19 protein-coding genes are annotated in these 23,851 nt (G+C 71.9%); 4 read left to right on the forward strand and 15 right to left on the reverse strand.

The genetic code is table 11. The annotated features are described in order from the left end of the window. Nucleotides 1-25: 25 nt before the first annotated feature. The 8 genes from ACWEGE_RS06820 to ACWEGE_RS06855 all read right to left on the reverse strand — a co-directional run bounded on the left by ACWEGE_RS06820 (nucleotide 26) and on the right by ACWEGE_RS06855 (nucleotide 13,961). Complete coding sequence (locus tag ACWEGE_RS06820; RefSeq protein ID WP_449659467.1) at nucleotides 26-2,299, reverse strand: glycosyl hydrolase family 95 catalytic domain-containing protein; 2,274 nt, start codon at nucleotides 2,297-2,299, stop codon at nucleotides 26-28. Between the two features lie 25 nt (nucleotides 2,300-2,324). Next, complete coding sequence (locus ACWEGE_RS06825) at nucleotides 2,325-4,622, reverse strand: glycosyl hydrolase family 95 catalytic domain-containing protein (RefSeq protein WP_449659468.1); 2,298 nt, start codon at nucleotides 4,620-4,622, stop codon at nucleotides 2,325-2,327. Nucleotides 4,623-4,768: 146 nt separating this feature from the next. Then, nucleotides 4,769-6,172 (reverse strand): M1 family metallopeptidase, encoded by a 1,404-nt coding sequence (locus ACWEGE_RS06830; protein ID WP_449659469.1) that lies wholly within the window; start codon nucleotides 6,170-6,172, stop codon nucleotides 4,769-4,771. A gap of 81 nt (nucleotides 6,173-6,253) precedes the next feature. Beyond that, nucleotides 6,254-10,129, reverse strand: coding sequence for a Pls/PosA family non-ribosomal peptide synthetase (locus ACWEGE_RS06835; RefSeq protein ID WP_449659470.1), 3,876 nt, complete (start codon nucleotides 10,127-10,129; stop codon nucleotides 6,254-6,256). A 335-nt stretch (nucleotides 10,130-10,464) separates the two neighbouring features. Further along, nucleotides 10,465-11,925, reverse strand: a complete 1,461-nt coding sequence (gene der, locus ACWEGE_RS06840; protein ID WP_449659471.1) for a ribosome biogenesis GTPase Der — start codon at nucleotides 11,923-11,925, stop codon at nucleotides 10,465-10,467. A gap of 17 nt (nucleotides 11,926-11,942) precedes the next feature. Continuing rightward, the gene (locus ACWEGE_RS06845) at nucleotides 11,943-12,602 is read right to left on the reverse strand and encodes a lysophospholipid acyltransferase family protein (protein ID WP_449659472.1); all 660 of its coding nucleotides are present in this window, start codon (nucleotides 12,600-12,602) and stop codon (nucleotides 11,943-11,945) included. Then, complete coding sequence (cmk, locus tag ACWEGE_RS06850) at nucleotides 12,599-13,303, reverse strand: (d)CMP kinase (protein WP_449659508.1); 705 nt, start codon at nucleotides 13,301-13,303, stop codon at nucleotides 12,599-12,601. The genes ACWEGE_RS06845 and cmk overlap by 4 nt, the downstream gene beginning before the upstream one ends. 91 nt (nucleotides 13,304-13,394) lie before the next feature. After that, entirely contained in the window at nucleotides 13,395-13,961 is a 567-nt protein-coding gene (locus tag ACWEGE_RS06855; protein ID WP_449659473.1) for a TetR/AcrR family transcriptional regulator, read from the reverse strand. Nucleotides 13,962-14,055: 94 nt separating this feature from the next. Here ACWEGE_RS06855 and ACWEGE_RS06860 point away from each other — a divergent pair, with 94 nt between their 5' ends. From ACWEGE_RS06860 to ACWEGE_RS06870, 3 genes are read left to right on the forward strand one after another with little or no spacing between them, the layout of a single operon-like run. After that, nucleotides 14,056-14,424, forward strand: a complete 369-nt coding sequence (locus ACWEGE_RS06860) for a DUF4267 domain-containing protein (protein WP_449659474.1) — start codon at nucleotides 14,056-14,058, stop codon at nucleotides 14,422-14,424. 36 nt (nucleotides 14,425-14,460) lie between these two features. Further along, nucleotides 14,461-14,943 carry a cation:proton antiporter regulatory subunit gene (locus tag ACWEGE_RS06865; RefSeq protein ID WP_364591918.1) on the forward strand — a complete coding sequence of 161 codons (483 nt, stop codon included), beginning with the start codon at nucleotides 14,461-14,463 and terminating at the stop codon, nucleotides 14,941-14,943. A 7-nt stretch (nucleotides 14,944-14,950) separates the two neighbouring features. After that, a complete protein-coding gene (locus ACWEGE_RS06870; RefSeq protein WP_449659475.1) occupies nucleotides 14,951-16,144 on the forward strand; it encodes a cation:proton antiporter in 1,194 nt (397 codons plus the stop codon). On the opposite strand, the gene ACWEGE_RS06875 is transcribed toward ACWEGE_RS06870, so the two are convergent. Continuing rightward, entirely contained in the window at nucleotides 16,141-17,970 is a 1,830-nt protein-coding gene (locus ACWEGE_RS06875) for a Xaa-Pro dipeptidyl-peptidase (protein ID WP_449659509.1), read from the reverse strand. The genes ACWEGE_RS06870 and ACWEGE_RS06875 overlap by 4 nt on opposite strands. Before the next feature lie 79 nt (nucleotides 17,971-18,049). Between ACWEGE_RS06875 and ACWEGE_RS06880 the strand changes: the two genes are divergently transcribed. Then, nucleotides 18,050-18,880, forward strand: coding sequence for an SAM-dependent methyltransferase (locus ACWEGE_RS06880; protein WP_449659476.1), 831 nt, complete (start codon nucleotides 18,050-18,052; stop codon nucleotides 18,878-18,880). Here the strand turns inward: ACWEGE_RS06880 and ACWEGE_RS06885 are convergent. The 6 genes from ACWEGE_RS06885 to xerD form a co-directional block, all read right to left on the reverse strand. Further along, on the reverse strand, nucleotides 18,859-19,611 hold the full coding sequence (locus tag ACWEGE_RS06885; protein WP_449659477.1) for a pseudouridine synthase: 753 nt from the start codon (nucleotides 19,609-19,611) through the stop codon (nucleotides 18,859-18,861). The genes ACWEGE_RS06880 and ACWEGE_RS06885 overlap by 22 nt on opposite strands. Further along, nucleotides 19,598-20,503, reverse strand: coding sequence for an SMC-Scp complex subunit ScpB (gene scpB / locus ACWEGE_RS06890; RefSeq protein WP_449659478.1), 906 nt, complete (start codon nucleotides 20,501-20,503; stop codon nucleotides 19,598-19,600). The genes ACWEGE_RS06885 and scpB overlap by 14 nt, the downstream gene beginning before the upstream one ends. After that, nucleotides 20,500-21,396, reverse strand: coding sequence for a segregation and condensation protein A (locus ACWEGE_RS06895; protein ID WP_449659479.1), 897 nt, complete (start codon nucleotides 21,394-21,396; stop codon nucleotides 20,500-20,502). The genes scpB and ACWEGE_RS06895 overlap by 4 nt, the downstream gene beginning before the upstream one ends. Then, entirely contained in the window at nucleotides 21,396-21,806 is a 411-nt protein-coding gene (locus tag ACWEGE_RS06900; protein WP_449659480.1) for a cobyrinic acid a,c-diamide synthase, read from the reverse strand. The genes ACWEGE_RS06895 and ACWEGE_RS06900 overlap by 1 nt, the downstream gene beginning before the upstream one ends. Further along, entirely contained in the window at nucleotides 21,803-22,774 is a 972-nt protein-coding gene (locus tag ACWEGE_RS06905) for a ParA family protein (protein WP_449659481.1), read from the reverse strand. Before ACWEGE_RS06905 ends, ACWEGE_RS06900 begins: the two co-directional genes overlap by 4 nt. Before the next feature lie 147 nt (nucleotides 22,775-22,921). Further along, nucleotides 22,922-23,824 carry a site-specific tyrosine recombinase XerD gene (xerD, locus tag ACWEGE_RS06910; protein WP_449659510.1) on the reverse strand — a complete coding sequence of 301 codons (903 nt, stop codon included), beginning with the start codon at nucleotides 23,822-23,824 and terminating at the stop codon, nucleotides 22,922-22,924. Nucleotides 23,825-23,851: the final 27 nt, after the last annotated feature.

Here is a 23,851-nt window from a genome sequence, read left to right on the forward strand (position 1 = left end):
GGTCAGGCCCGCGCGGACACGCCGATCACGGCAGGCCCCACGGCGTGCTCGGGCCGCCCGGCGCCACCGGCCGGACGCCGAAGTCCGGCCGGTCCCCCTTCCGGTACACGAACGCGTCTTCGCCGCACCCGAGTTCGACCTGGACGTCCCCGTTCGCCAGCCGGCGCCAGCGCCGCGCCCGGCCCCGCGCGTCCGTCACCGCGAGCTCGCCGTCGATGCCCGGCCGCAGCACGCACGGCGCCCCGGCCTCGCTGTGCACCTTCAGCCAGCGCGTCTTCCCGCCGGCGCGGGACGCGCTGAGCAGGAACGCGCCCTCGGTGCGGAAGTCCCGCAGTGCGACGTCGCCCCAGGCCGCGGGCACCGCCGGGAACGGCCGGACCACTCCGCCCCAGCTCTGCACCAGCATGTCCTGCAGGGATTTCGCCGCCGACAACGGCGTCTCGATGACCGGACCGGACTCCTTGTACATCGTGTTCGGCTGGATGTACCGCCGCTGCAGCTCGCCGAGGTAGAACGCGGCCTGGTCGCCGCGCAGCATCTGCGCCGAGATCGACGCCGCCCCGGTGAAGGTGTAGCCCTGCAGGGCGCCTTCGAAGCCGACCCAGTGGTTCAGCGAAGTCTCGATGATCGCCCGGTGCTCCGGCTGCTCCCACGTGACGTCGTAGAGCGGGTAGATCTGCAGCAGGTGCGAGTAGTGCCGGTGCGACTTCGCGAACGGCACCCCGGCGCCGATCATGTAGCCGTTGACGTCGGCCGGGTAGTCGACGAGGTCCGCGAGCACGGTCCGCCAGCGAGGGGCCAGCGGGTCGCCGGGGGCGGTCTGCAGCAGCGTCTTGCAGCCCCACCGGATCAGCGAGAGGTCGTAGTTGCAGTCGGGCGCGTTGACGCCGTACTCGGGGGAGAACGTCGGCGGCAGGTGCAGCTTCCCGTCCGGTCCCGGCGCGAGGAAGTGCAGGTAGTAGTTGATCGCCCTGCGCAGCAGGGGGAACAGCGTGCCCTGGAGCAGGGACCGGTCCATCGTGTGCCGGTAGGACAGCCACACGTTGTGCAGCGCCCAGGTGAGGTTGCCGACCTCCGGCGTCGGCGTGTCCTGCCCCGGGATCCCGACCGGGAACCCGCTGGTGGTGTTCGAGACGCCGTTGAGCAGCGTCATGTCGGTCGTGCGCGGGATGGCCGCCGAGTCGGCTTGATACGGGGAAGCGACCTGGCTCGTCAGGTTCGCGCGGTACTTGTCCAGCGCATGGCTGACGGCGTCCAGCTCGAGGTGGTTGGAGCCGTGGATCAGCCAGTACTCGAGCTGGACGTTGAGGTTCCACCAGGTCGCCGGCCACGGCGTGTTCTCCAGCCACGGTCCCGAAGTCGCCATCACCGGCGCCTCGCGCCGGGCCGCGGAAGCCACCTTGTACAGCTGGATCCAGTAGAAGCTCTGCAACCGGGTGTCCGGAATGGACAGGAAGCTGCGCCGGTAGTAGTCGTGCCACCAGCGCCGGTGGTCCTGGGCCGACGCGGAAAACGGAAGCGCCCGGCGGACCGCGGCCAGCGCCCGCGCCGCCGACGTCTTCTCGGGGTGCGACCAGGCCACCGACGTGTACAGCGTGCGGGCGCCCCCGCGGGTGACCTCGCGCCAGGCCGTCACGTGCTCGCCGCCGGCCAGCAGCGGCTGGACGGCCAGCTGTGCGTCACCGCTCGTGGACAGCTGCACCGGCGGGTTGGCCGTGTACCCGACGGGCGGCGGCTTGTTCCACACCGGGTCGGCCCGCGGGCTGACCGCGACCGCCGGGTGGAACACCCACTGGAACGCCCGTTCCCCTTCGGACGGCCGGATTTCGGCGGCCAGCAGCGATTGTCCGGTGTGGACGATCGCGCGCAGGCTCAGGCTGCCCGCGGCCGTGGTGATCGTGCCGGTCAGCTCGGCGTTCCACAGGTCCAGCCGCCAGTCGATCGCGGTGATCGCGCCGACCGGTTCGAGGGTGAAGTACCCGATCGGGAGCCGGGCCAGGCCGAACAGCGAGCCGAACTCCGGCCGGTGGTCCTGCACCTGGCTGTGCTGGACGTTGAACCGGATCGCGTTCCGCCCGGGTTCGGCGTAGATGCCGGAGCCGAGGAACCCGTTGCCCAGGAACGGGCCTTCGTACCAGGTCTTCGGCAGCCGCCGCCAGTACAGGTCGGCGGTGCCCAGGAACCCGGCCCAGCCGAAGTCGTCGCCGCCGGGTGCCGCCGCGGCCGAACCGGCGGCCAGGCCGGCCGCCGCCAGACCGGCGAGCGCGCCGCCGAGCACGGTTCTGCGGGTGATGTCCATTCGACCTCCTCGTCGAAGAGCGGGTTCAGCTCGGCAGGCCCCACGCCGGCGCGGGGCCGAGCGCGGGGACGTCCCGCGGCGCGAAGTCCGGCCGCCCGCCCCGCGGGGTGACGACAGCGGTGCCGCCGCGGCGCAGTCCGATCGCGATCCGCCCCGGCCCCGCCGGGCGCCACGGCAGCCGCCGGCCGTACTCGTCGCGGACGTCGACGTCCCCGGCGACGCCGTGCTGCAGGACGAGCGGCTCACCGGCTTCGCTGTGCACGCGCACGAATTCGGTCTTGCCGTCGCGGCGGGAGGCGTCCACGAGGAACGCGCCCTCCGCGCGCAGCCCGGCGATCGAGGCGTCCCGCCAGGTCGCCGACACCGACGGGAAGACCTTGAGCACGCCGCCGGAACCCTGCATCAGCATGTCCACCACGGACTGGGCGGCGGTGATCGGGCTCTCGATGGCGAAGTTGGAACCCTCGCGGTACATCGTGTTCGCGGTCAGCTCGGTGTCGGCCACGACGTTCCGGTCGAGGAAGAACTTCAGGTACCGCAGCGCTTCTTCGGGCGCGTCCATCACCGACTTCATCGACGACGCGGCCGCGTAGCTGTAGCCGTGCCAAGCGGACTGGTCGGCGGCCCAGTGGTCGAAGGTGCGCGTCATGAGGTCCCGGTCGCCTGGCGCGTCCCAGACCTTCTCCCGCAGCGGGTACAGCCACAGCAGGTGCGAAAAGTGCCGGTGCGACGCGGCCAGCGGAACGCCGTCGCCGATCAGCACGCCGTTGGCGGGGTCTTCGTGGTAGGAAACGAGTTTCGTGCCGATCTCCCGCCAGATCGGCACCCGCGGCTCGTCGAGGCAGAGGATCCGGGCGGAGTCGACGAGCGTGCGGGCCGCCCACCGGATCAGCGACAGGTCGTAGGTGCAGTCGGGTGCGTCGGCGTACTCCGGCGACCGGGTCAGCGGCAGGTGCAGTGCCCCGTCCGGGTCGGTGAACAGGAAGTGGCGGTAGAAGTTCAGCGCCTTCGCCAGCGTCGGGTACAGGACATCGCGGAGCACGCGCCTGTCCAGGTGGTGCCGGTAGGCCAGCCACACGTTGTGCAGGCCCCACAGCAGGTTCCCGGTCTGGTCGGTCTTGGACGTCGTCCCGGGGACGCCCACCGAGCGCGTGCCGCCGGGCCGCAGCCGCCAGTCGCCCGGGTGCGAGAGGGCGTAGGTGTCGCCGTCGCGGTACGCGGGCGGGACGGACACCTCGAGGTTCGCGTGGTCGCGCCGGAAGGTCTCGGTGACGGCGTCGAGCTCGGGGTGGTTGGTGCTGTTGACGATCGGGTAGGTGACCTGGACGTTGAGGTTCCACCAGACCGCGGTCCAGCTGTTGCCGACCTCGGGGAACCACGGCCCCCATTCGGAGACGACCGGCCCGCCCGCCCGCGTGGCGGCCGCGATCTTGTACAGCTGGATCCAGTAGAACCGCTGCACCTGCTTGTCGGGCACCGAAACGAAGCTGCGCCGGTGGTAGTCGTTCCACCAGCGGCGGTGGCGGGCGAGCAGGGCGTCCGGGTGGGTGGCAAGCGCTTTCCGGACGGCCGCTTGTGCGTCGGCGGTGTGCGTGGTGCCGGGGAAGCTGTAGGCGACGGTGGCCGCGAACAGCCGTCGCGTGCCGATCGCGCGTTCCTGCCAGGCGGTGGTGTACCCGCCGCCGGCGAGCATCGGCTGGGCGCAGTAGCCCTCGGCCTGCTCGGGCGCCGGGTTGGCGACGTACTCGGGTGGCTTGCGGACGGTCCGGGTGGTGGCGGATTCGAGGGGCTGGAACGCCCACGCGGCTTTCCCCTCTCCCGCGCTCGGCGTCAGCGAGACGAGCAGCCCGCTCAGGTCGTTGTGCACGACGGCGGAGAAGGCGACCGAGCCCTGCGTGGTGGTGATGGTGCCGCCGAGCTCGGCGTTGTAGAGGTCGAGCGTCCAGTCGACGGCGGTGACCGCGCCGGCCAGGGTGAGCGTGAGGTAGCCGATGGGCAGGCGGGACAGGCCGATCCCGGCTTCCCACTGGATGCGCTGGTCCTGCACCTGGGTGTGGCTCAGCATGAACTTGAGGGTTTCCGGCGTCTTCCCGGCGTAGACCTGGACACCGAGGTAGCCGTTGGCGAGGAACGGGCCCTCCTGCCAGTTCTTCGGCAGCCGCCGCCACACCATCCGCGCATCGGCGGCGACGTCGGCGTGCGGGTTCCGGCCGCCGGTGGCGAGCGCGGGCGGGGCCGCGCGGGCCCACAAACCCCCGAAGGCCGCCGCTCCGGCGAGCACCGAGGCCGAGCGAAGCACCGTCCGCCGGGACACTGCGTCCATGAAGCATCCTCCGAATTCATACTACGTTTCGGCGAGATCACGCGGCGGCGTTCGGTCATACTTACAGAGGAGTGCCCAAAATGCCAGAGCTGTTCACCCGGAAAGCGGCAGAGACATCCGACCTATCCTCTGCGCGCAGTCTGCGGTCAGGGCAGCGGGGGCAGCGCCGGGGTGTACAGCCAGCGGGTGAAGAACGCGCTCAACGACCGCCCGGCGTGCGTCTCCGCCGCGGCCACGAACGCCTCGGTCGTGACCAGCCCGTGCCGGTGTTCCTCGGCCCACGACTTCAACAGCGCGAAGAACGCCGGGTCCCCGATCTCGGCCCGCAGCGCGTGCAGCGTCAACCCACCACGCTTGTAGACGCGCTCGTCGAACATCCGGGCCACGCCCGGGTCGGCGATGCGCACGTCCGCGGGCTTGGCCTTGATCCGCGCGTACCAGTCACGCGCCAACGCCGCGGCCGAGGCGCCCCCGGACTCCTCCGACCACAGCCACTCCGCGTACGTCGCGAAGCCCTCGTTCAGCCAGATGTGGCGCCAGTCCGCCACCGTGAGGCTGTTGCCGAACCACTGGTGGGCCAGCTCGTGCAGCACGAGCCGCTCGTGGGTGCGGCGGCCGTCGACGTGGTTGGCGCCGAAGATCGCCATGCCCTGTGCCTCGATCGGGTCGTCGAGGTCGTCGTCGGTGACCACGATGACGTACTCGCCGAACGGGTATGGGCCGAACAGCCGCTGCAGGAACTCCATCATCCGGCCCTGCCGCCCGAAGTCCCGATCGAACGCGCGGCGGAGCCGCGGCGGCACGGCCGCGTGCTGCGGCACCGCCGGGGTGACCGACTCGACGCCGCCCCGGCCGAAACCGAGGCTCAACAGCCGCGATCCCACCCCGGTGGGCGAACCCCAGCCGCGGCCGGTCAGCTCGACGTCGTCGTAGCGGCCGATCTGGACGCTCATCAGGTACGTCGCCGTCGGCTCCGGCCGTTCGAAGACCCAGCGGGTCGTGCTGGCCGACGTCGAACGCTCGACCAGGTTCCCGGTGACCACGACCAGGTACGGCGACGCCGTCGTCACGCTCACCCGGTAGCCCGCCTTGTCCGACGGGTGGTCGTTGCACGGGAACCACGACGGCGCGCCGACCGGCTGGCTCGCCACCAGCGCGCCGTCGGTCAGCTCGTCCCAGCCGACGTCACCCCAGCGGCTGCCCACCGGCCGCGGGTTGCCGACGTAGTGCACCTCGACGGTGAACGCCGCACCCGCGGGGATCGACTTCGCCGGCTTGACGTGCAGCTTCGCGCCACGCTTGAGGTACTTGGCGGCCTTGCCGTCGACCAGCACGCGGTTGATCCGGAACTCGCCGAAGTCCAGGCTGACGCGGGACAGGGCCTGCGTCGCCTCCGCCGTGATCACCGCCGACGCCGAGAGCCGGTTGGGGGCGACCTTGTAGTCGAGGCTCAGGTCGTAGTGCCGGGTCCGGTAGCCGCCGTTGCCGTGCGCGGGCAGGTAGGGGTCGCCGGAGGTGTCCGCGCCGGGAGCGGGAGCCTTCGAAATCACCCGTGGCGAACCTTTCGTCGTGCGTGCTGGAACCAGGCTCGCACGGCACGGGTGAGCCCCGCGCGCCCGGTCCTGCATTCGTTACTTACCGGGCCACGCCGAGATCGGGTTGCCCAGCCAGCGGGTGTCGGCGGGCACCTCGTCGCCGCGGGTCACCAGCGACCCCGGGCCGACCGTGGTCCGCGCGCCGATGCCCGCGCCCGGCAGCACGATGCCGTGCGGGCCGAGCGTCGCGCCCTCGCCGAGGGCGACCCGGGACATGCTCATGATCCGGTCGTGGAACAGGTGCGTCTGCACGACGCAGCCGCGGTTGATCGTCGCGCCGTCGCCCAGCGACACGAGGTCCGCCTCGGGCAGCCAGTACGTCTCCAGCCAGACACCACGGCCGATCTTGACGCCCATCGTGCGCAGCCACGCGGTCAGCAGCGGGGTGCCGCCGACCGAGCCGATCAGCCACGGCACCGCCAGCGCCTCGACGAAGGTGTCGGCCAGCTCGTTGCGCCAGACGAACGAGCTCCACAGCGGGTGGTCGACCTCGCGGAACTTGCCGACCAGCAGCCACTTCATCGCCGTCGCGGTCAGCGCGGCGACGATCCCGGCGGCCAGCAGGGCGGGCCCGGCCAGCAGCAGCGCGATGCCGAAGCCGAACGCCGTCGCCGCCCACAGCAGCCCGAAGGCCACCGAGACGGTCAGCGCGACCCCGCACATGACCGGGATGATCCGGCACAGCTCGACCAGCGCCCGCGCCGCCTTGAGGTGCAGCGCCGGGGTGTAGGTGCGGCTCGTGTCGGCCTCGCCGATCGCGCGGCGGACCGGCAGCGGCGGCATCCCGAGGTACGACGAGCCCTTCTTCGCCTTCAGCGGCGTCGAGGACAGCACGCCCACCAGGCCGCGCTTCGGCACCGAACGGCCGGGCGCGGTCATTCCCGAGTTGCCGAGGAAGGCCTGCTTGCCGATCCGGGCCGGGGCGACGTGCAGCCAGCCGTGGCCGAGCTCGTAAGTGGCGACCATCGTGTCGTCGGCGAGGAACGCGCCGCTGTCGACCTTGGTCATCTTCGGCAGCGCCAGCACGGTCGACGCCTCGACGTTGCGGCCCACCTTCGCACCCAGCATGCGCAGCCAGACCGGTGTGAACAGGCTGGCGTACAGCGGGAACAGCCCTTCGCGGGCCATGCTCATCAGGCGTTCGGTCGCCCAGACCTGCCACGCGACGCGGCCGTGCACCGGGTGGTAGCCCTCGACCATGCCGATGCTCAGCGCCCGGACGCCGACGAGCACCAGCAGCAGGTAAGCCAGGAAGTACGCGGCCGTCGCGGCCGGGACGAAGACCAGCGCGCGGGTGAACGCGTCGAGCAGCGTCGGGGCGCCGGAGATCGCGTAGCCGAGCACGGCGACGCCGGCCAGCGCGGCCACACCGGGCAGGAAGCCCAGCGCCAGGGAGGTCGCGCCGTAGACGGCGGCCCAGAAGTGCGAGCGCGGCGGGCGGCTCGACGGCCACTTCAGCGCGTCCCGCTCGTCCTTGCCGACGCGGGCGGCGGGCGAACCGGCCCAGCGCTGCCCGGCCGGGACGGCGCCGCGGACGGTCGAGCCGGCCGCGATCTCCGCGCCCTTGCCGATGCGGACGCCCGGGAACAGCGTGCTGCGGGCACCGACGCGGGCTTCCGCGCCCACGCGGACCTTGCCGATGTGCACGACGTCGCCGTCCACCCAGTGGCCGGACAGGTCGACCTCGGGCTCGATCGCCGCGCCGCGGCCCAGCTTGAGGAAGCCGGTGACCGGCGGCGGCGAGTGCAGGTCGACGTCCTTGCCGATCCGCGCGCCGAGCGCCTTCGCGTACGTCGTCATCCAGGACGCACCGGCGACGCTGTCGGCACCGGAGAACTCGGCCAGCTTCTCGGCCGTCCACAGTCGCAAGTGGACGCTGCCGCCGCGCGGGTAGGTGCCGGGGCGGACGCCGGAGAGCAGCACGCGCGCGCCGCCCGCGGCGATGGCGATCCGGCCGGCCGGGCTGAACAGCACGACCCAGGCCAGGCCGATCCAGGCCCAGCTCAGCGTCGGCGCCCAGGCGAACCCGAGCAGGGCCATGACGTTCGACAGCGCGGCGGCGAGCGTCGCCCAGCGCAGGCCGACCAGGCCCATCAGCGGGACCATCAGCAGGGTCTGGATCACCCCGGCGCGGCGCTTCACCGGCGCGATCTCGCGGCGCTCGGTGGCCTGGCCGCTCAGCGCGTCCAGCATCGCGGCCAGCGCGCCCAGCTTGGGGTGGGCGTAGATGTCGGCGACCGACACCTGCGGGTGCCGGGTGCGGATGCGCGCGACGACCTGCGCGGCGGTCAGGCTGCCGCCGCCGTGGGTGAAGAAGTCCGCCTTCGGGCTGTCGACCGACACACCGAGGATCTCGGCCCAGCCTTCGGCGAGCCACGTCTCGGTCGGGGTCAGCCCGGAAGCTTCTACTGTGGACAGTGGCCACGGGAGCGCGGCGCGGTCGACCTTGCCGGAGGTGCGGGTCGGCAGGTCGTCGACGACGGCGAGCAGCGGGACCAGCGCGGCGGGGAGGTGCTCACGCAGGCGGGTCGCGGCCTGGTCCAGGTCGAAGCTCCCGGAGGTGGGCACGACGTACCCGACCAGGACCTGGTTGCCCGCCTTGGTGCGGCGGATCGCGGCGGCCGCGCCCTGCACACCCGGCAGGGCCTGCAGCGCGGCGTCGACCTCGCCCAGCTCGATGCGGCGGCCGCCCAGCTTGACCTGCTCGTCGAGGCGGCCGAGGAACAGCAGGCCTTCTTCTTCCGCGCGGACCAGGTCGCCCGAGCGGTACGCGCGCTGCCAGCCCAGGGACGGCAGCGGCGCGAACTTCTCGGCGTCCTTGGCCGCGTCGAGGTAGCGGGCCAGGCCGACGCCGCCGATGACCAGCTCGCCGGTCTCGCCCATGGCGACCGGCTCGCCCTCGTCGTTGACCACGGCCAGCTGCCAGCCGACGAGCGGCAGGCCGATCCGGACCGGGCCGTCACCGGTCAGCTGCGCGGCGCAGGCCACGACGGTGGCCTCGGTCGGGCCGTAGGTGTTCCAGACTTCGCGGCCTTCGACGGCGACGCGCTCGGCCAGCTCCGGCGGGCACGCTTCGCCGCCGAAGATGAGCAGGCGGACGTCTTCGAGCGCGTCCGCGGGCCACAGCGCGGCCAGCGTCGGCACGGTCGAGACGACGGTGATGCGCTGCGCGACCAGCCACGGGCCGAGGTCGACGCCGGTGCGGACCAGCGCGCGGGGCGCCGGGACCAGGCAGGCGCCGTGGCGCCAGGCCAGCCACATCTCTTCGCAGGAGGCGTCGAAGGCGACGCTCAGGCCGGCCAGGACCCGGTCGCCGGGCCCGATGGGCTCGTCGGTGAGGAACAGCTCGGCTTCGGCGTCGACGAAGGCGGCGGCACTCGCGTGGGTGACCGCGACGCCCTTGGGCTTGCCGGTGGAACCGGAGGTGAAGATGATCCAGGCGTCGTCGGCCGGGCCGGGGCGGCCGTCACGGCCACCCGGGGTGCTGTGGACGTTGATCTTGCCGTCGGTCGCGACGGCGGCGACCTGGGCTTCTTCGAAGACCAGCTCGGCGCGCTCGTCGGGGTCGTCGGCGTCGACGGGCACGTACGCGGCGCCGACCGACAGCGTCGCGAGGATGGCGATGTACAGCTCGGCGGTGCCGGAGGAGATCCGGATGCCGACGCGGTCGCCGAGCCCGACGCCGTAGCCGCGGAGCCGGCGGCCGTAGCCGTCGATCTCGTCGAGCAGGCGCCGGTAGGTCAGGGTCGTGGTGCCGTCGTCGATCGCGGCGGCGTTCGGGTGCCGCTCGGCGGTGGCGGCGAGGACGTCGAGGAGGGTGCGCTCGGGGGCGCCGAGGCCGGACCAGAACAGCGCCCGGTCGGCGAGGGTGACCTCGGGGGTGGTGCCGGTGGGTTCGATCGTGACGGTCATCGGGCGTTCACCTCGACCGCGCTGAAGACGTGCAGGGACGAACCATGGGCGCGCAAGCCCACCACTCACCTTTCGGGAGCCTCAACCGGGCTTGCTCTCCGGATTGAGGCGCCCGCAACGACCCTCCACTCTAACGCAAGATGAACGAAAGATATCTCCCCGATCACGCAAGGGTGTCGGACCTCACCCCGTACCGGACGACTCGCGCATCCAGACGGACGACACGCGTACTTGGCCGGACGACACGCCGGATCACCGACGATTCGTCGTGTCGTCCGCCTGGGTACGCGTGTCGTCCGTTCAGGTACGCGTGTCGTCCGAAACGGGTCAGGAAATCACCGGGTTCGGGCGGCTTTTCCGCCGACCTTCGGCTTCGCCTTCTTTTCGCGGACCCGGACATTCACCCGGACGGGGCTGCCGGTGAAGCCGAACTGCTCACGGAACTTGCGTTCGATGAACCGGCGGTAGCCCGCCTCGAGGAAGCCGGTGGTGAACAGCACGAGCGTCGGCGGGCGGATGCCGGCCTGGGTCGCGAACAGGACCTTCGGCTGCTTGCCCGAGCGGACCGGCGGCGGGGTGGCCGCGATCAGGTCGGACAGCCACGCGTTGAGCTGGCCGGTCGGCACCCGCTGGTCCCACGACTTCAGCGCGGTGCGCAGCGCCGGCGCGAGCTTGCGCACCGAACGGCCGGTCAGCGCCGAGATGTTGACCTTCTCCGCCCACGGCACGCGGACCAGGCCGCGGTCCAGCTCGCGGACCATCGCGTGCCGCCGGTCCTCGTCGACCAGGTCCCACTTGTTGAACGCCAGCACGCAGGCGCGGCCGGCCTCGACGACCATGGTCAGCACCCGCAGGTCCTGCTCCGACAGCGGCTCGGCCGCGTCCAGCAGCACGATCGCGACCTCGGCCGCGTCGATCGCGGTCTTGGTGCGCAGCGACGCGTAGTACTCGGCGCCCGCGGCGAAGTTGACGCGCTTGCGCAGGCCCGCCGTGTCCACGAACCGCCAGGTCTCGCCGTCCAGTTCGACCAGCGAGTCGACCGGGTCGACGGTGGTGCCCGCCACCGAGTCGACGACCGAGCGCTGCTCGCCGGACAGCTTGTTGAGCAGGCTCGACTTGCCGACGTTCGGCTTGCCGACCAGCGCGACGCGGCGCGGCCCCGACGTCACGGCGCCGCCCTCGCGCGGCGACTCGGGCAGGGCCTCGAGGATGGCGTCGAGCAGGTCGCCGGAGCTGCGGCCGTGCAGCGCGCTGACCGGGTGCGGCTCGCCGAGGCCGAGCGACCACAGCGACGCGGTGTCCGCGAGCAGCCGGTCGTCGTCGACCTTGTTGGCCGCCAGCAGCACCGGCTTCTTCGAGCGGCGCAGCACCTTGGAGACGGCTTCGTCGGTCGCGGTCGCGCCGACCGAGGCGTCGATGACCAGCAGCACCGCGTCCGCGGTCTGCATGGCCAGCTCGGCCTGTGCGGCGACGGCGGCCTGCAGCCCGGTCGCGTCCGGCTCCCAGCCGCCGGTGTCGACCAGGGTGAACCGGCGGCCGCCCCAGTAGGCGTCGTAGGCGACGCGGTCGCGGGTCACGCCCGGCACGTCCTGCACGACGGCTTCGCGCCGGCCGAGGATGCGGTTGACCAGCGTCGACTTGCCCACGTTGGGCCGGCCGACGACGGCGAGCACCGGCTGCCCCAGGGCGGCCTCCTCGGCCGCTTCCGCCGCCTCGATCTGCGCGTCGAGCGCGGCGAACTCGGTCTCGTCGGACCAGGTGCCGTCGACTTCGCCGACGCCGTCGTACTCTTCCATTGCTAACCCAATTTCCCTTATACCGCACCGAATCCGTGTTCGGCACGCCAGTCGTCCAAAGTCTTGACGAGCGCCGCGAGCTCACCGCGCAGCTCTTCGGTGCCCTGGTCGAGCCCGGTCTTCCCGGGACCGACCTTCGGCGAGAACGGCTCGCCCACGAGGATGTCCACCCGCGGCCGGAACCGTCGCTTGCCGTCGGCCGGCTTGAGCGTGCCCCGCGTCGCGACCGGGAGCACGGTCGCGCCGGAGGCCCGGACCAGCCAGGCCGCGCCGCGTTCGGCCGCGCCGACGTCCCCGGCACCGCGGGTGCCTTCGGGGAAGATCCCGACGACTCCGCCGTCTTTCAGGACGCCGACCGCGGTCATCAGCGGCTTGCGGTCGATCTCGCCGCGCTTGAGCGGGATCTGCCCGATCGCCAGCATGAACTTGCCGACGACCCCGCCGAACATCTCGGCCTTGACCAGGAACGCCGAACGCCGCGGAAGCATTCCGAAGATCAGCTGCGGCTCGATCATGGAGCTGTGGTTGGCGATCACGAGCAGCGGCCCGGTGGCGGGGACGCGCTCGCGGCCGTGCACCCGGATGCGGAAGGCCGAGCGCAGATAGTACCGGGCGAAGACCCGCCCGGCGTCGTGGAGCCTGCCGACGGAGCCCTCGGGCAATCCGTCAGCTTTCATCGAGCCACTTCTTCTTTGCACCCCGCGAGCAGCCCGCGGTGGCTGGCCAGCTCGCTCAGGGCGACGATCACCTGGTCGATCGACAGCTCGGAGGTGTCGACGTGCACGGCGTCGTCGGCCGCGCGCAGCGGCGAGGCGGCGCGGGTCGAGTCGAGGTGGTCGCGGCGCTCGACGCTGGCCAGGGCGTCGGCCACCGACGACTGGCGCCCGGCCGCGGTGTCCTGGGTGCTGCGGCGCGACGCGCGGACGTCGGCCGAGGCGGTCAGGAAGACCTTGAGCGGCGAATCCGGCGCGACGACCGTGCCGATGTCCCGGCCCTCGACGACGATCCCGCCGCGGTGGGAGACGACGTCGTCGATGATCCGCCGCTGCCGCGCGACCAGCAGCTCGCGCACGTGCGGCACGGCCGAGACGGGCGAAACGGCCTTGGTGACCTCGGGCCCGCGGATGTCGGCGGCGACGTCGTCGCCCGCCAGGCGGATCTCGGGCCGGTCGGGGCTGGTGCCGATGGTGAACTCGGCGCGGTCGGCGACGGCGGCGACGGCGTTCGCGTCGGCCGGGTCGACGCCGGCGCGCAGCACGGCGAGGGTGACCATCCGGTACATCGCACCGGTGTCGAGGTAGCCGGCGCCGAGGCGCTGGGCGAGCTTGCGGGCGACGGTGGTCTTCCCGGTCCCCGACGGGCCGTCCAGCGCGACCACACCTCGTAGGGCTCCCGTCACCGGCACTCTCCTCGCGTTCTCGTCCCGTTCGGCTTCGCGCTCCATTCTGCCGGTCGGGGTGCGGAGGAGATCAGTCACCCCGTGTGCCGAAGCGCGCCACCACGAGCGCGAGACGCTCCTCACGGTGGGCCGGCGACAGCCGGTGGCCCCGGTCCAGCGTCACCAGGCCGTGCAGGGTGCTCCAGAACACCTCGGTCAGCACACCCGGGTGCTGCTCGCCCGCCACCGGCTCGACGACCGCGAGCAGCTCCGCGAAGTTCGCCTTCATCACCTCCGGGGTGTCGTCCTGGGCGAACGGCAGTTCCGAAGCCAGCGTGAACATCGCGTCGTACAACGCGGGCTTGGCCTCGGCGAACTCGACGTAGGCGCGGACGACACCCGCGAGGCCGCCGCCGCGGGCGTCCCCCAGCACCGCGGCCAGCTCGGCGAAGCCCTCCAGCGCGGCCGCGGCCATGATCGCGTCCTTGCCGCCCGGGAAGTGGCTGTAGAGCACCGGCTGGCTGTACTCGATCAGCGCCGCGAGCTTCCGGGTGGTGACCGCGTCCCAGCCTTCCTCCTCGGCCAGTTCGCGAGCCGCGGAGACGATCCGCTGCGCTCGCTCGGTCCGGTCGCGCACGCGCCGTTGTCGCTGGGTCATACGTCACATGCTAGCACTGCTAGACAAACTAGCGCCGCTAGGTTAGCGTTGCTAGCAATCCTAGCGATGCTAGAAAAACACTGGAGGGAACATCATGATCATCACCGGCTACATCCTGACCGCGCTCGTCTCGCTCGGGATCATCTACGTCGGCCTCAACTACGTCTTCGCGCCGGTCAAGACCGCCGCGGGCTTCGGCTTCGGAAAGGTCCCCGAGAACGCGGAGAACTTCCTCAACGTCAAGGGCGGCCGCGACATCGGGGCCGGCCTGATCCCCCTGGCCCTGATGATCTACGGCGACGCGCACGCGCTCGGCTGGGTCGTGCTCACCGCGGCCCTCTGGCCGGTCTTCGACATGCTGATCATCCTGCGTCACCGGGGGAAGAAGGCCATCGCCTTCGGCGTCCACGGCCTGACCGCCGCGGTGATGGTCGTCGCCGCGCTGCTGCTCCTGCTCGGCTGAACGTCGCGAATCGGACACCTGGGTTACGGTGGTTGGGTGAACGTCGAAGTAACTCCCCTGCCCGGCATCGGGGTCCGCAAGGACTTCGCCACCCGTACCGGCCGCCGCATCGGCGTCGTCACCCAGCGGGACGGCCACATCGAGCTGATCGTGTCCAAATCGGACGACCCCGACGCCTGCGCCGCCTCGATCCCGCTGACCGCGGACGAGGCGGGCGCACTGGCCAACCTGCTCGGGGCGCCGCAGCTGGTCGCGCAGCTCACCGAGGAGCACCGCGACCTGCCGGGGATCAGCACGCGGCAGCTGCCGATCCAGCCGTCCGGCCCCTTCGACGGCCGGACGCTCGGCGACACCGCGATGCGCACCCGCACCGGCGTCTCGGTGGTCGCGGTCGCCCGGGCCGGCCAGGTGCACCCGTCGCCGACGCCGGACTTCACGTTCACCGGGGGCGACCTGCTGGTCGCGGTCGGGACGAGCGAGGGCCTCGAAGCCGCCGCCAAGATCCTCAAGTACGGCTGAGCGGCCGATGGACCACACCGCGCTGTCCCTGATCGAACTGGGGGCGGTCTTCTTCGTGCTGGGCGTGCTCGGGCGCCTGGCGGGCAAGATCGGCCTCTCCCCCATCCCGCTCTACCTGCTCGGCGGCCTCTGCTTCGGCCAAGGCGGCCTGATCCCGCTGAGCGACATCGGCGGCTTCACGCACCTGGCCGGCGAAATCGGCGTCGTGCTGCTGCTGCTCCTGCTCGGCCTGGAGTACTCCGCGGCCGAACTGTTCACCGGCCTGCGCCGCTCGTGGACGGCGGGCCTGCTCGACATCGTCCTCAACGCGGCGCCCGGCGCGGCCGTCGCGCTGCTGCTGGGCTGGGGCCCGGTCGGCGCGATGGTGATGGCCGGCGTCACCTACATCTCGTCGTCCGGCATCGTCGCCAAGGTCCTCGGCGACCTGGGCCGGCTCGGCAACCGCGAGACGCCGGTGGTGCTGTCCATCCTCGTGTTCGAAGACCTCGCGATGGCGCTCTACCTGCCGATCCTCACCGCGGTGCTGGGCGGGGTCTCGCTGCTCGGCGGCCTGGAGGCGGTGGGCATCTCGCTGCTGGTGATCACCGTGGTGCTGGTGGTCGCGCTGAAGTTCGGCCGGTACGTCTCCGCGGCGGTGGACAGCCCGGACCGCGAGGTGTTCCTGCTCAAGGTCCTCGGCGCGGCCCTGCTGGTCGCCGGGCTGGCGTCGGCGATGCAGGTGTCGGCCGCGGTGGGGGCGTTCCTGCTCGGCATCGCGATCTCCGGCTCGACGGCGGAGAACGCGACGCGCATGCTGGAGCCGCTGCGCGACCTGTTCGCCGCGGTGTTCTTCGTGGTCTTCGGCCTCAACACGAACCCGGCGTCGATCCCGCCGGTGCTCGGCTGGGCCGTGGTGCTGGCGGTCGTCACGACGCTGACGAAGGTCGCCACGGGCTGGTGGGCGGCCCGCCGCCAGGGCATCGGCCGCCTGGGCCGCGCCCGGGCCGGCGCGGCACTGGTCGCCCGCGGCGAGTTCTCGATCGTCATCGCGGGCCTGGCGGTGACGGCGGGCGCGGTGGACGGCGAGCTGGCGGCGCTGGCAACGGCGTACGTGTTGCTGATGGCGATCCTCGGCCCGACAGCGGCCCGGGTCGTGGAGCCGATCGTCCGCGCCCTGCAACGGAAAGCGGCCACCAAGGCGGCCACGGCCGAGGCGGGCTAGCGCAGGTCCGCCCGGCCCGCCGACGGCACGAACGCGCTCGTGTCGAGGGCCGGGTGGGTCGTCGCCGCCGGGACCGCGCCCGCCAGCGGGACCGAGGCCGATGTGCGGGCCAGGTCCAGGGTCACCCGGCCCGGCTGGGCCGGTCCGCGGATGAAGCTGCCGTCCGTGCCGCCGATGATCAGCGCCAGTGCGTGCCCTCGGGGGACGAGGTGGTCCGTGGACGCCAGGCGGAACGTCATCGTGTACGCCGTGCCCGGGGTCAGCGGTCGTTCCTGGGACAGGGAAGCGTAGTTCGCCAGGTCGGCCCAGCCGCGGCTGAGGATCGTGTAGTTCACCTTCTTCACGTCCGCCGTCGCCACGCGGTAGCAGGCGTCGTCACCGGCGGTCGACGAGCCCCAGCAGTTCTCCGCCGTCCCCGTCTTGATCCCCTCGCCGCTGCCGGCGAAGTTGCGGATCGTCGCCGCGCCGAGGTCGACCAGCAGGGCCGAAAGGCGGGCCGATGACGTGCTCGGCGTGGCCGTCACGGTCACCGAAGTCGTGCCGGAAACCTGCACGTCCGCGGCCAGGGTCCCGGTCGAGTACGTCAGCGCGGCACCGCCCGGATTGGTCACCCAGGTGTCCTCGCCCAGGTTCGGGTTGTCGGTGAACGACGCCGTCCCGGACGACGCCGCGGTGCCCAGCGTGCCGGACGCCCCCGGCCGCAGCGTCGTCGCCACCGCGTCCGACGCCGGGTAGGCGCTCTGGTCCGCCCACTGGTCCGGCTGCCGCTCGACGCTGGCCTGCGGGCCGTTCTGCACACCGTTGTCGATGCCGAGCAGGTAGTGGTCGAACCAGCGGTGCAGCAGGTCGACCCAGTCTGCGCGCCGGTAGTCGAACGGGTCGACGTGCCCGGTCTGCGACAGCCAGATCTTCTTCTCGACGTTCAGCCCGGCCCACCACTGTCCGAAGTGGATCGTCTTGACGTTGAGGTCGTTGACGCCGTGGGACAGCAGTACGCTCGCCCGCACGGTGCCCGCCCGCCGGACGTAGTCCCGGTCGGCCCACAGCGGGCCGTAGTCGCCGTTCGCGGTGGCGCCGGACGCCAGCACCTGGTTCTGCGCCGAGCAGTTCTGCCCGCCGTTGCGCGCTTCGACCGTGCGCGCGAGCCCGTCCGGGTTGAACCCGAAGGTCGCCCCGTCCGAGCGGTAGTAGTCGTACCAGGAGCTGATCGCCGAGATCGGGACGATGGTCTTCAGCCCGGCGACCCCGGTCGCCGCGACGCCGTTGGCGATCGTGCCGTCGTAGGACTTGCCGATCATGCCGACGTTCCCGGTGCTCCAGCTCGCGGCCACCGCGCTGCCGCCGGTCTTCGCGCTGTAGCCGGTCGCGCGGCCGTTCAGCCAGTCGACGACCTTGCGCGCGGAATCGACGTCCGAGGCGCCGCCGACGTCCGCGCAGCCGGCGGACCGGTTCGTCCCGGCCAGGTCGACCAGCACCACGGCGTAGCCGCGCGGCACGAAGTAGTTGTCGTAGAACAGCGGGAACTTCACCGGCTTCCCGGCGCTGTCGTAGGACTTCAGCTCGCTCTCGTTGCCGCGCCCGCAGCACGAGTAGTACGGGCTGGCGTCCATGATCACCGGCACCCGCGAAGTCGCCTCACCCGGCCGGACGATGTCGGCGGCGACGCGGTCGGAGCGGCCGTCACCGTCGCCGTCGCGGCCGATGTCGACCCAGACGGTCTCGCGGACCGCCTTCGCGTAGTCGTAGACCGGTTCGCTCGCCGCGGGAGCCGCGGCCGCCGGCGCCACCGCGCCGGCCAGGAGCACCGCCAGGACCCCGCACACCATCCCGAGTCGCATGCCCGTCACGCTAGCGAGCCGCCGCACGCCCCCACCACGGCGGAAAGTCGGGCGTACGTTGGGAAACGTGCCGGACTCCCTGCCCGCCGTGAGCGTCACCGCCGTCGGCGTCGCCGCGCTGCGCGCGTACGAAAGCCGCCGACCGGACCGCCTGTTCGACGATCCCTACGCAGCCGCGTTCCACGCCGCGGGCAGCTCTCTGCTGCCCGTCGCGCCGGGCGAGACCCCGGAGCGTGGCCTCGGCGCGCTCTTCGCCCGGCAGGTGGCGATCCGCACCCGGTTCTACGACGACTACCTGCTGGCTGCCGGGTGCGCGCAGGTCGTGGTGCTCGCCGCGGGCCTCGACGCCCGCGCTTTCCGGCTCGCCTGGCCGCCGGGGGTGCGGTTTTTCGAGCTCGACCTGCCCGAGGTGCTCGCCTTCAAGGACGAGGTGCTGGCCGCGCAGGGCGCCGAACCGTCGTGCGAGCGCGTCGTGGTCCCGGCCGACCTGCGCGGCGATTGGGCGGGTGCCCTGCGGGCGGCCGGGTTCGACGCGGGCGTTCCGACCGCGTGGCTGGCCGAAGGCTTGCTGGTCTACCTGTCCCGCGAAGACGCCGAAGCGATGCTCTCGACCGTGACCGAGCTGTCCGCACCGGGCAGCCGGGTGTCGTTCGAGCACCGGTCCGCCGAGACGCGGGACGGCCTGCTCGCCCGGGCCAAGGCGACCCCGGGTGCCGAGCGCGTCACCCGGCTGTGGCAGGGCGGCCTCGGCGGCACGGCGCCGGAGTGGCTGCGCGGCCACGGCTGGGCACCGGCCGTCGTCTCCCACGCCGAACTGGCCGCGAAGTACGACCGTCCGGGCGACGAGACACTCGACGGGTTCGTGACCGCCGAATATCAGAGTTCGACGTTGCGGTAGAGCGCGCCGACCTCGGTCTTCGTCAGCCGGCGGATCGAGCCGACGCGCTGGTTGCCGAGCTGGACGTCGCCGACCGCGGTGCGGACCAGCTTGAGCACCGGGTGGCCGGTGTCCTTGAGCAGGCGGCGCACGATGTGCTTCTTGCCCTCGTGGATCACCAGCTCGACCAGCGACTTGCCGGAGTGCATGTCCTTGACCCGGAACTGGTCGACCTTGACGATGCCGTCCGGCAGCTCCCAGCCGTTGCGCAGCTCCTTGCCGAGCCCGCGCGGCACCAGGCCGTCGACCTCGGCGAGGTAGGTCTTGAGCACCCGGTACGACGGGTGCATCAGCCGGTGGCCGAGGTCGCCGTCGTTGGTCAGCAGCAGCAGGCCCTCGGTGTTCTCGTCGAGCCGCCCGACGTGCACGACACCGGGCGTCTCCTCGTAGCGGCCGCGCAGGTAGTCGCCGACGCAGGGGCGGCCGCGGTCGTCCGACATCGTCGAGTGCACGCCCTTGGGCTTGTTCAGGGCGAGGTAGATCAGGTCGTCGCGCAGGTTCACCCGGGTGCCGTCGACGTGGATGACCGCCTCGTCGGGGTGCACGCGGCGGCCCAGCTCGGTGACGACCTCGCCGTCCACCTCGACCCGGCCGGCGACGATCAGGTCCTCCGCCGCGCGCCGGGAGGCGACCCCGGCCTGCGACAGCACCTTCTGCAGCCGGACGCCGTCGGGGTGTTCACTGGATGTCATCGATGGTGTCCACTTCGGGTAGCAACGGAGCGATCGGCGGCAGGTCGTTCAGTGACGACAGCCCCAGTCGCTCCAGGAACAGCTCGGTCGTCACGTACAGCGTTCCGGTCGTCTCGGGATCGGTCCCCATCTCTTCGATGAGGCCGCGCGCGAGCAGCGTCCGGATCACGCCGTCCACGTTCACGCCCCGCACCGCGGCAACCCGCGCGCGGGTCACCGGCTGCCGGTACGCGATCACGGCGAGGCTCTCCAGCGCGGCCCTGGTCAGCTTCGACCGCTGGCCGTCCAGCAGGAGCTTCTCCACGAACGGGGCGTAGACGTCCCTAGTGTAGAACCGCCACCCCTCGCCGACGCGCCGCAGGTCGATCCCGGAGTTCCGGTCGGTGAACTTCTGCGCCATCGTGCGGAGGGCGACGACGATCCGCGACTTGGGCTGGCCGAGGGTGTCGGCCAGGAGTTCTTCGCCGGCGGGCGAGTCGACGATGAGCAGGAGCGCCTCGAGAGCGGACTCCAGGTCCTCGTCGGAGGTGACGTCCGGCATGGAGCCGGCGTCCCCGGCGGCGACCAGGTCGGACTCGGGGTCGGCGGGGTCGAGCTCGGGTTCGGGTTCGGGCTCGGGTTCGGCGGGCGAAGGCTCGGCAGCGGCCTCGACAGGCGCATCCTCGGCCGGCGCAGGCTCGGCGGCAGCGCTCTCCTCGGCCAGCGGCTCCACCGGCTCGCCGTCTTCGGTCACCGGCTCACCGGACATTGCCTCGTCGAGCGCCAGCTCCGCCGCGGCCTCCTCCGGCTCGCCCGCGGGCGGCTCCACCGGCTCCGGTGCTTCGACCTCGGCTGCCGGCTCGTCGGCCGGGACCTCCGGCGTCTCGGCCTGCTCGTTGTTCTCCGGGCTCACCCGTACTCCTCTTCATCTCCGAACGCGCGGTCCAGCTCGGCCGCCGCGGAGGCTTCTTCCTTCGAGCCGCCCGTCCAGCGGACGTGCAGCTCGGCCAGTGCCTCGCTCTGCTCGAACTGCACCGTCGCCTCGCGGTAGAGCTCCAGCAGCGCCAGGAAGCGCGCCACGATCTCCACCGTGTGCTCGCAGTCGTCGACCAGCTCGCCGAACGTCGCCTGGCCGCGTTCGGCCAGCATCACCCGCAGGATGGCCGCGTGCTCGCGCACCGAAATGCGGCCCATGTGGATGTGGGCGATCGACACCGTCGGCGGCGGCTTCGGCCGGAACACCGCCACCGCGATGTCGGCGAACTTCTGCGGCGTCACGCCCAGCATCACCTCGGGCAGCAGCCCGACGAACCGCTCTTCCAGCGCCACCGACCGCGGGTAGCGCCGCAGCGCGTTCTGTTCGAGCTCCCCGAACAGCGCCGCCACCTGCTTGTACGCGCGGTACTGCAGGATGCGCGCGAACAGCAGGTCACGGGCTTCGAGCAGCGCGAGGTCGTCTTCGCTCTCCACCTCGGCCGACGGCAGCAGCCGCGCCGCCTTGAGGTCGAGCAGCGTCGCCGCGATGACCAGGAACTCCGTCGTCTCGTCGAGGTTCCAGTCGGTGCCCAGCGCGCGCGTGTAGGCGATGAAGTCGTCGGTGACCCGGTGCAGCGCCACTTCGGTGACGTCGAGCTGGTGCTGCGAGATCAGCTGCAGCAGCAGGTCGAACGGCCCCTCGAAGTTCGCCAGCCGCACCTTGAACTTCGACGTGCTCAGCTCTTCGGTGTTGACGCCTTCGGGGATCATCCCGCCGTGCACGGTCTGGTGCTCTTCGGGGACCTCCGGAGCCGGTTCCGGCTCGTCCATCAGCCCTCGGTTTCGCCGCCGTCTGAGCCGACCACCCGCAGCCGCTGGACCAGCACCGACTCCTCGCCGTGCTGGTCGAAGTCGGCCAGCAGCACCGCCACCGCCTCGCGGACCAGCCGGCCGCGGTCGACGACCAGGTCGTGCTTCGCGCGCAGCGTCAGCCGGGCCTGCTCCATGGCGACGAGCTCGTCGCCGGAGACGTACACGGTGATCTTCGCGTCGTGCTTGGTGCGGCCCGAGCCGTGCGGGGCCGCGCTGCGGGCGAGCTGGTCGGCCCGGCCGTTGCCCGAGGGTTTCGGCTGCGGTTCCTCGACGGGCTCGGGGGGTGCCTGGGGAGGGAGATCGAGGGCGGGACTGGAGGTGATCCTGAAGAGTTCCGACGCTCCGGGCAGGGAAGCGCGCCTGCTCACCGAGCGATCACCTCGCGGGCGAGCTGGCGGTACGCCGCCGCGCCGGCCGACTTGGGCGCCCAGGTCGTGATCGGCTCACCCGCGACCGTCGTCTCGGGGAACCGCACGGTGCGGTTGATGACCGTGTCGAACACGGTCTCGCCGAATGCCTCCACCACGCGAGCCATGACCTCCTTCGAATGCAGGGTTCTCGGGTCGTACATGGTGGCGAGAATCCCGACTATGTCCAGTTTGGGGTTGAGGCGTTCCTGCACCTTCTCGATGGTGTCGATCAGGAGGGCGACGCCTCGCAGACTGAAGAACTCGCACTCCAGCGGGATGATCACGCCGTCCGCGGCGGTCAGCGCGTTCACCGTGAGCAGGCCGAGCGAGGGCTGGCAGTCGACAAGAACATAGTCGTAGTCGTTCATGACCGGACGAAGGACCCGTAACAACGTGTGCTCGCGCCCTACCTCAGCGACGAGCTGGACCTCCGCCGCGGACAGGTCGATGTTGCTCGGCAGCAGGTCAACGCCGTCGACGCGGGTTTTCATGAGCACGTCGGTGGCACTGACCGAGCGCTCCATGATGGCGTTGTAGACCGTCTGGTCCAGCTCGTGCGGCTGGATGCCGAGGCCGACGGCGAGCGCGCCCTGCGGGTCGAAGTCGACCAGCAGCACCTTGCGCCCGTACTCGGCGAGGGCGGCCCCCAGGTTGATGGTCGACGTCGTCTTGCCGACGCCGCCCTTCTGGTTGCACATCGCCATGATCTTGGCCGGGCCGTGCTTGTCCAGCGGCGCCGGATCGGGGTGCTCGCGGATCGGGCGGCCGGTCGGCCCGATGCCTTCGAGCTTGACCTTCTTGCCGTTGCGCTCGGCTGCTTCGTCGCCGTCGTGGTCGGTGGGTGTCGCGATGGTGACCTGGCTGAGGTTCGCCGCCGCCGACCCGGCGGACTCGGCCGGTACGGCCGGCTGGTTCGGTGTCGACATGGCGCGAAAGCTCCTTGTTCGTCAGCGTCCGCCGCAGCCTATGTCCGGAGTCGGAGCCCCGGCAAAGCAACGCGCCGGACTCGACGGGGCAATGTCACTCGACCGTCGGTGCAGGCCGGCAAGGCTGTTGGCCGTTTCTAGTGCTTTCTAGCCCAGCGCTCGCGGGTGCGCCGTGGCGTACACCTCGCGCAGGGTGTTGACCGTGACCAGCGTGTACACCTGGGTCGTCGTCACCGACGCGTGGCCGAGGAGTTCCTGGACGACGCGGACGTCCGCACCGCCCTCGAGCAGGTGCGTGGCGAAGGAGTGGCGGAGCGTGTGCGGCGACACGACCGCGGTGATGCCCGCGCGTTCGGCGGTGTCCTTGAGCACCTGCCACGCGCTCTGCCGCGACAGCCGGCTGCCGCGGGCGTTGAGGAACAGCGCCGCCGTGCCCCGGCCGTGCGCGGCGAGCGCCGGGCGGGCGCGGACGGTGTAGGCGTGCAGCGCGGCGAGCGCGGGACGGCCGATCGGCACCAGCCGCTGCTTGCCGCCCTTGCCGTCGAGCAGCACCGTGCGCTCGGTGGCGTCGACGTCGTCGACGTCCAGGCCGACCGCCTCGGAGATCCGGGCCCCGGTGGAGTAGAGCACCTCCAGCAGCGCCCGGTCGCGCAGCGGGCGCTCGCCGTCCGGCGGCGGGGTCTCCAGCAGCCGCAGCACGTCGTCCACCGGCAGGGCCTTGGGCAGCCGCTTCGCCGGCGTCGGCGGCCGGACTTCGCGGGCCGGGTTGTGCTCGGTGAGGCCCTCGGCGTGCGCGAACTTGTGCAGGCCCCGCACGGCGACCAGGGCGCGGGCGGCCGACGACGCGGCCAGCGGCCGGTGCTCGTCGTCGCCCTCGCGCAGGGCGGCACCGAAGGCCGTGACGTGCGCGGAGGTGACGTCGGCGATCTTCGCGACGCCGAGGCCGTCCAGGTGCGCGGCGTACCGGCGCAGGTCACGGGCGTAGCTGTCCAGGGTGTTGCGCGCGGTCCCGCGTTCGACGACCAGGTGGTCGAGGTACGCGGCGATCACGCCGTCCGTGCTGCCCGGGGCTGCCAC

It is taken from the genome of Amycolatopsis sp. NPDC004747 (assembly GCF_053601335.1).

Coding starts and splice junctions, on each gene's coding strand:
- ACWEGE_RS06820 (WP_449659467.1), bottom strand. CDS start 2,299: ATGGACATCACCCGCAGAACCGTGCTCGGCGGCGCGCTCGCCGGTCTG.
- ACWEGE_RS06825 (WP_449659468.1), bottom strand. CDS start 4,622: ATGGACGCAGTGTCCCGGCGGACGGTGCTTCGCTCGGCCTCGGTGCTC.
- ACWEGE_RS06835 (WP_449659470.1), bottom strand. CDS start 10,129: ATGACCGTCACGATCGAACCCACCGGCACCACCCCCGAGGTCACCCTC.
- der (WP_449659471.1), bottom strand. CDS start 11,925: ATGGAAGAGTACGACGGCGTCGGCGAAGTCGACGGCACCTGGTCCGAC.
- ACWEGE_RS06845 (WP_449659472.1), bottom strand. CDS start 12,602: ATGAAAGCTGACGGATTGCCCGAGGGCTCCGTCGGCAGGCTCCACGAC.
- ACWEGE_RS06855 (WP_449659473.1), bottom strand. CDS start 13,961: ATGACCCAGCGACAACGGCGCGTGCGCGACCGGACCGAGCGAGCGCAG.
- ACWEGE_RS06860 (WP_449659474.1), top strand. CDS start 14,056: ATGATCATCACCGGCTACATCCTGACCGCGCTCGTCTCGCTCGGGATC.
- ACWEGE_RS06870 (WP_449659475.1), top strand. CDS start 14,951: ATGGACCACACCGCGCTGTCCCTGATCGAACTGGGGGCGGTCTTCTTC.
- ACWEGE_RS06875 (WP_449659509.1), bottom strand. CDS start 17,970: ATGGTGTGCGGGGTCCTGGCGGTGCTCCTGGCCGGCGCGGTGGCGCCG.
- ACWEGE_RS06885 (WP_449659477.1), bottom strand. CDS start 19,611: ATGACATCCAGTGAACACCCCGACGGCGTCCGGCTGCAGAAGGTGCTG.
- ACWEGE_RS06895 (WP_449659479.1), bottom strand. CDS start 21,396: ATGGACGAGCCGGAACCGGCTCCGGAGGTCCCCGAAGAGCACCAGACC.
- ACWEGE_RS06905 (WP_449659481.1), bottom strand. CDS start 22,774: ATGTCGACACCGAACCAGCCGGCCGTACCGGCCGAGTCCGCCGGGTCG.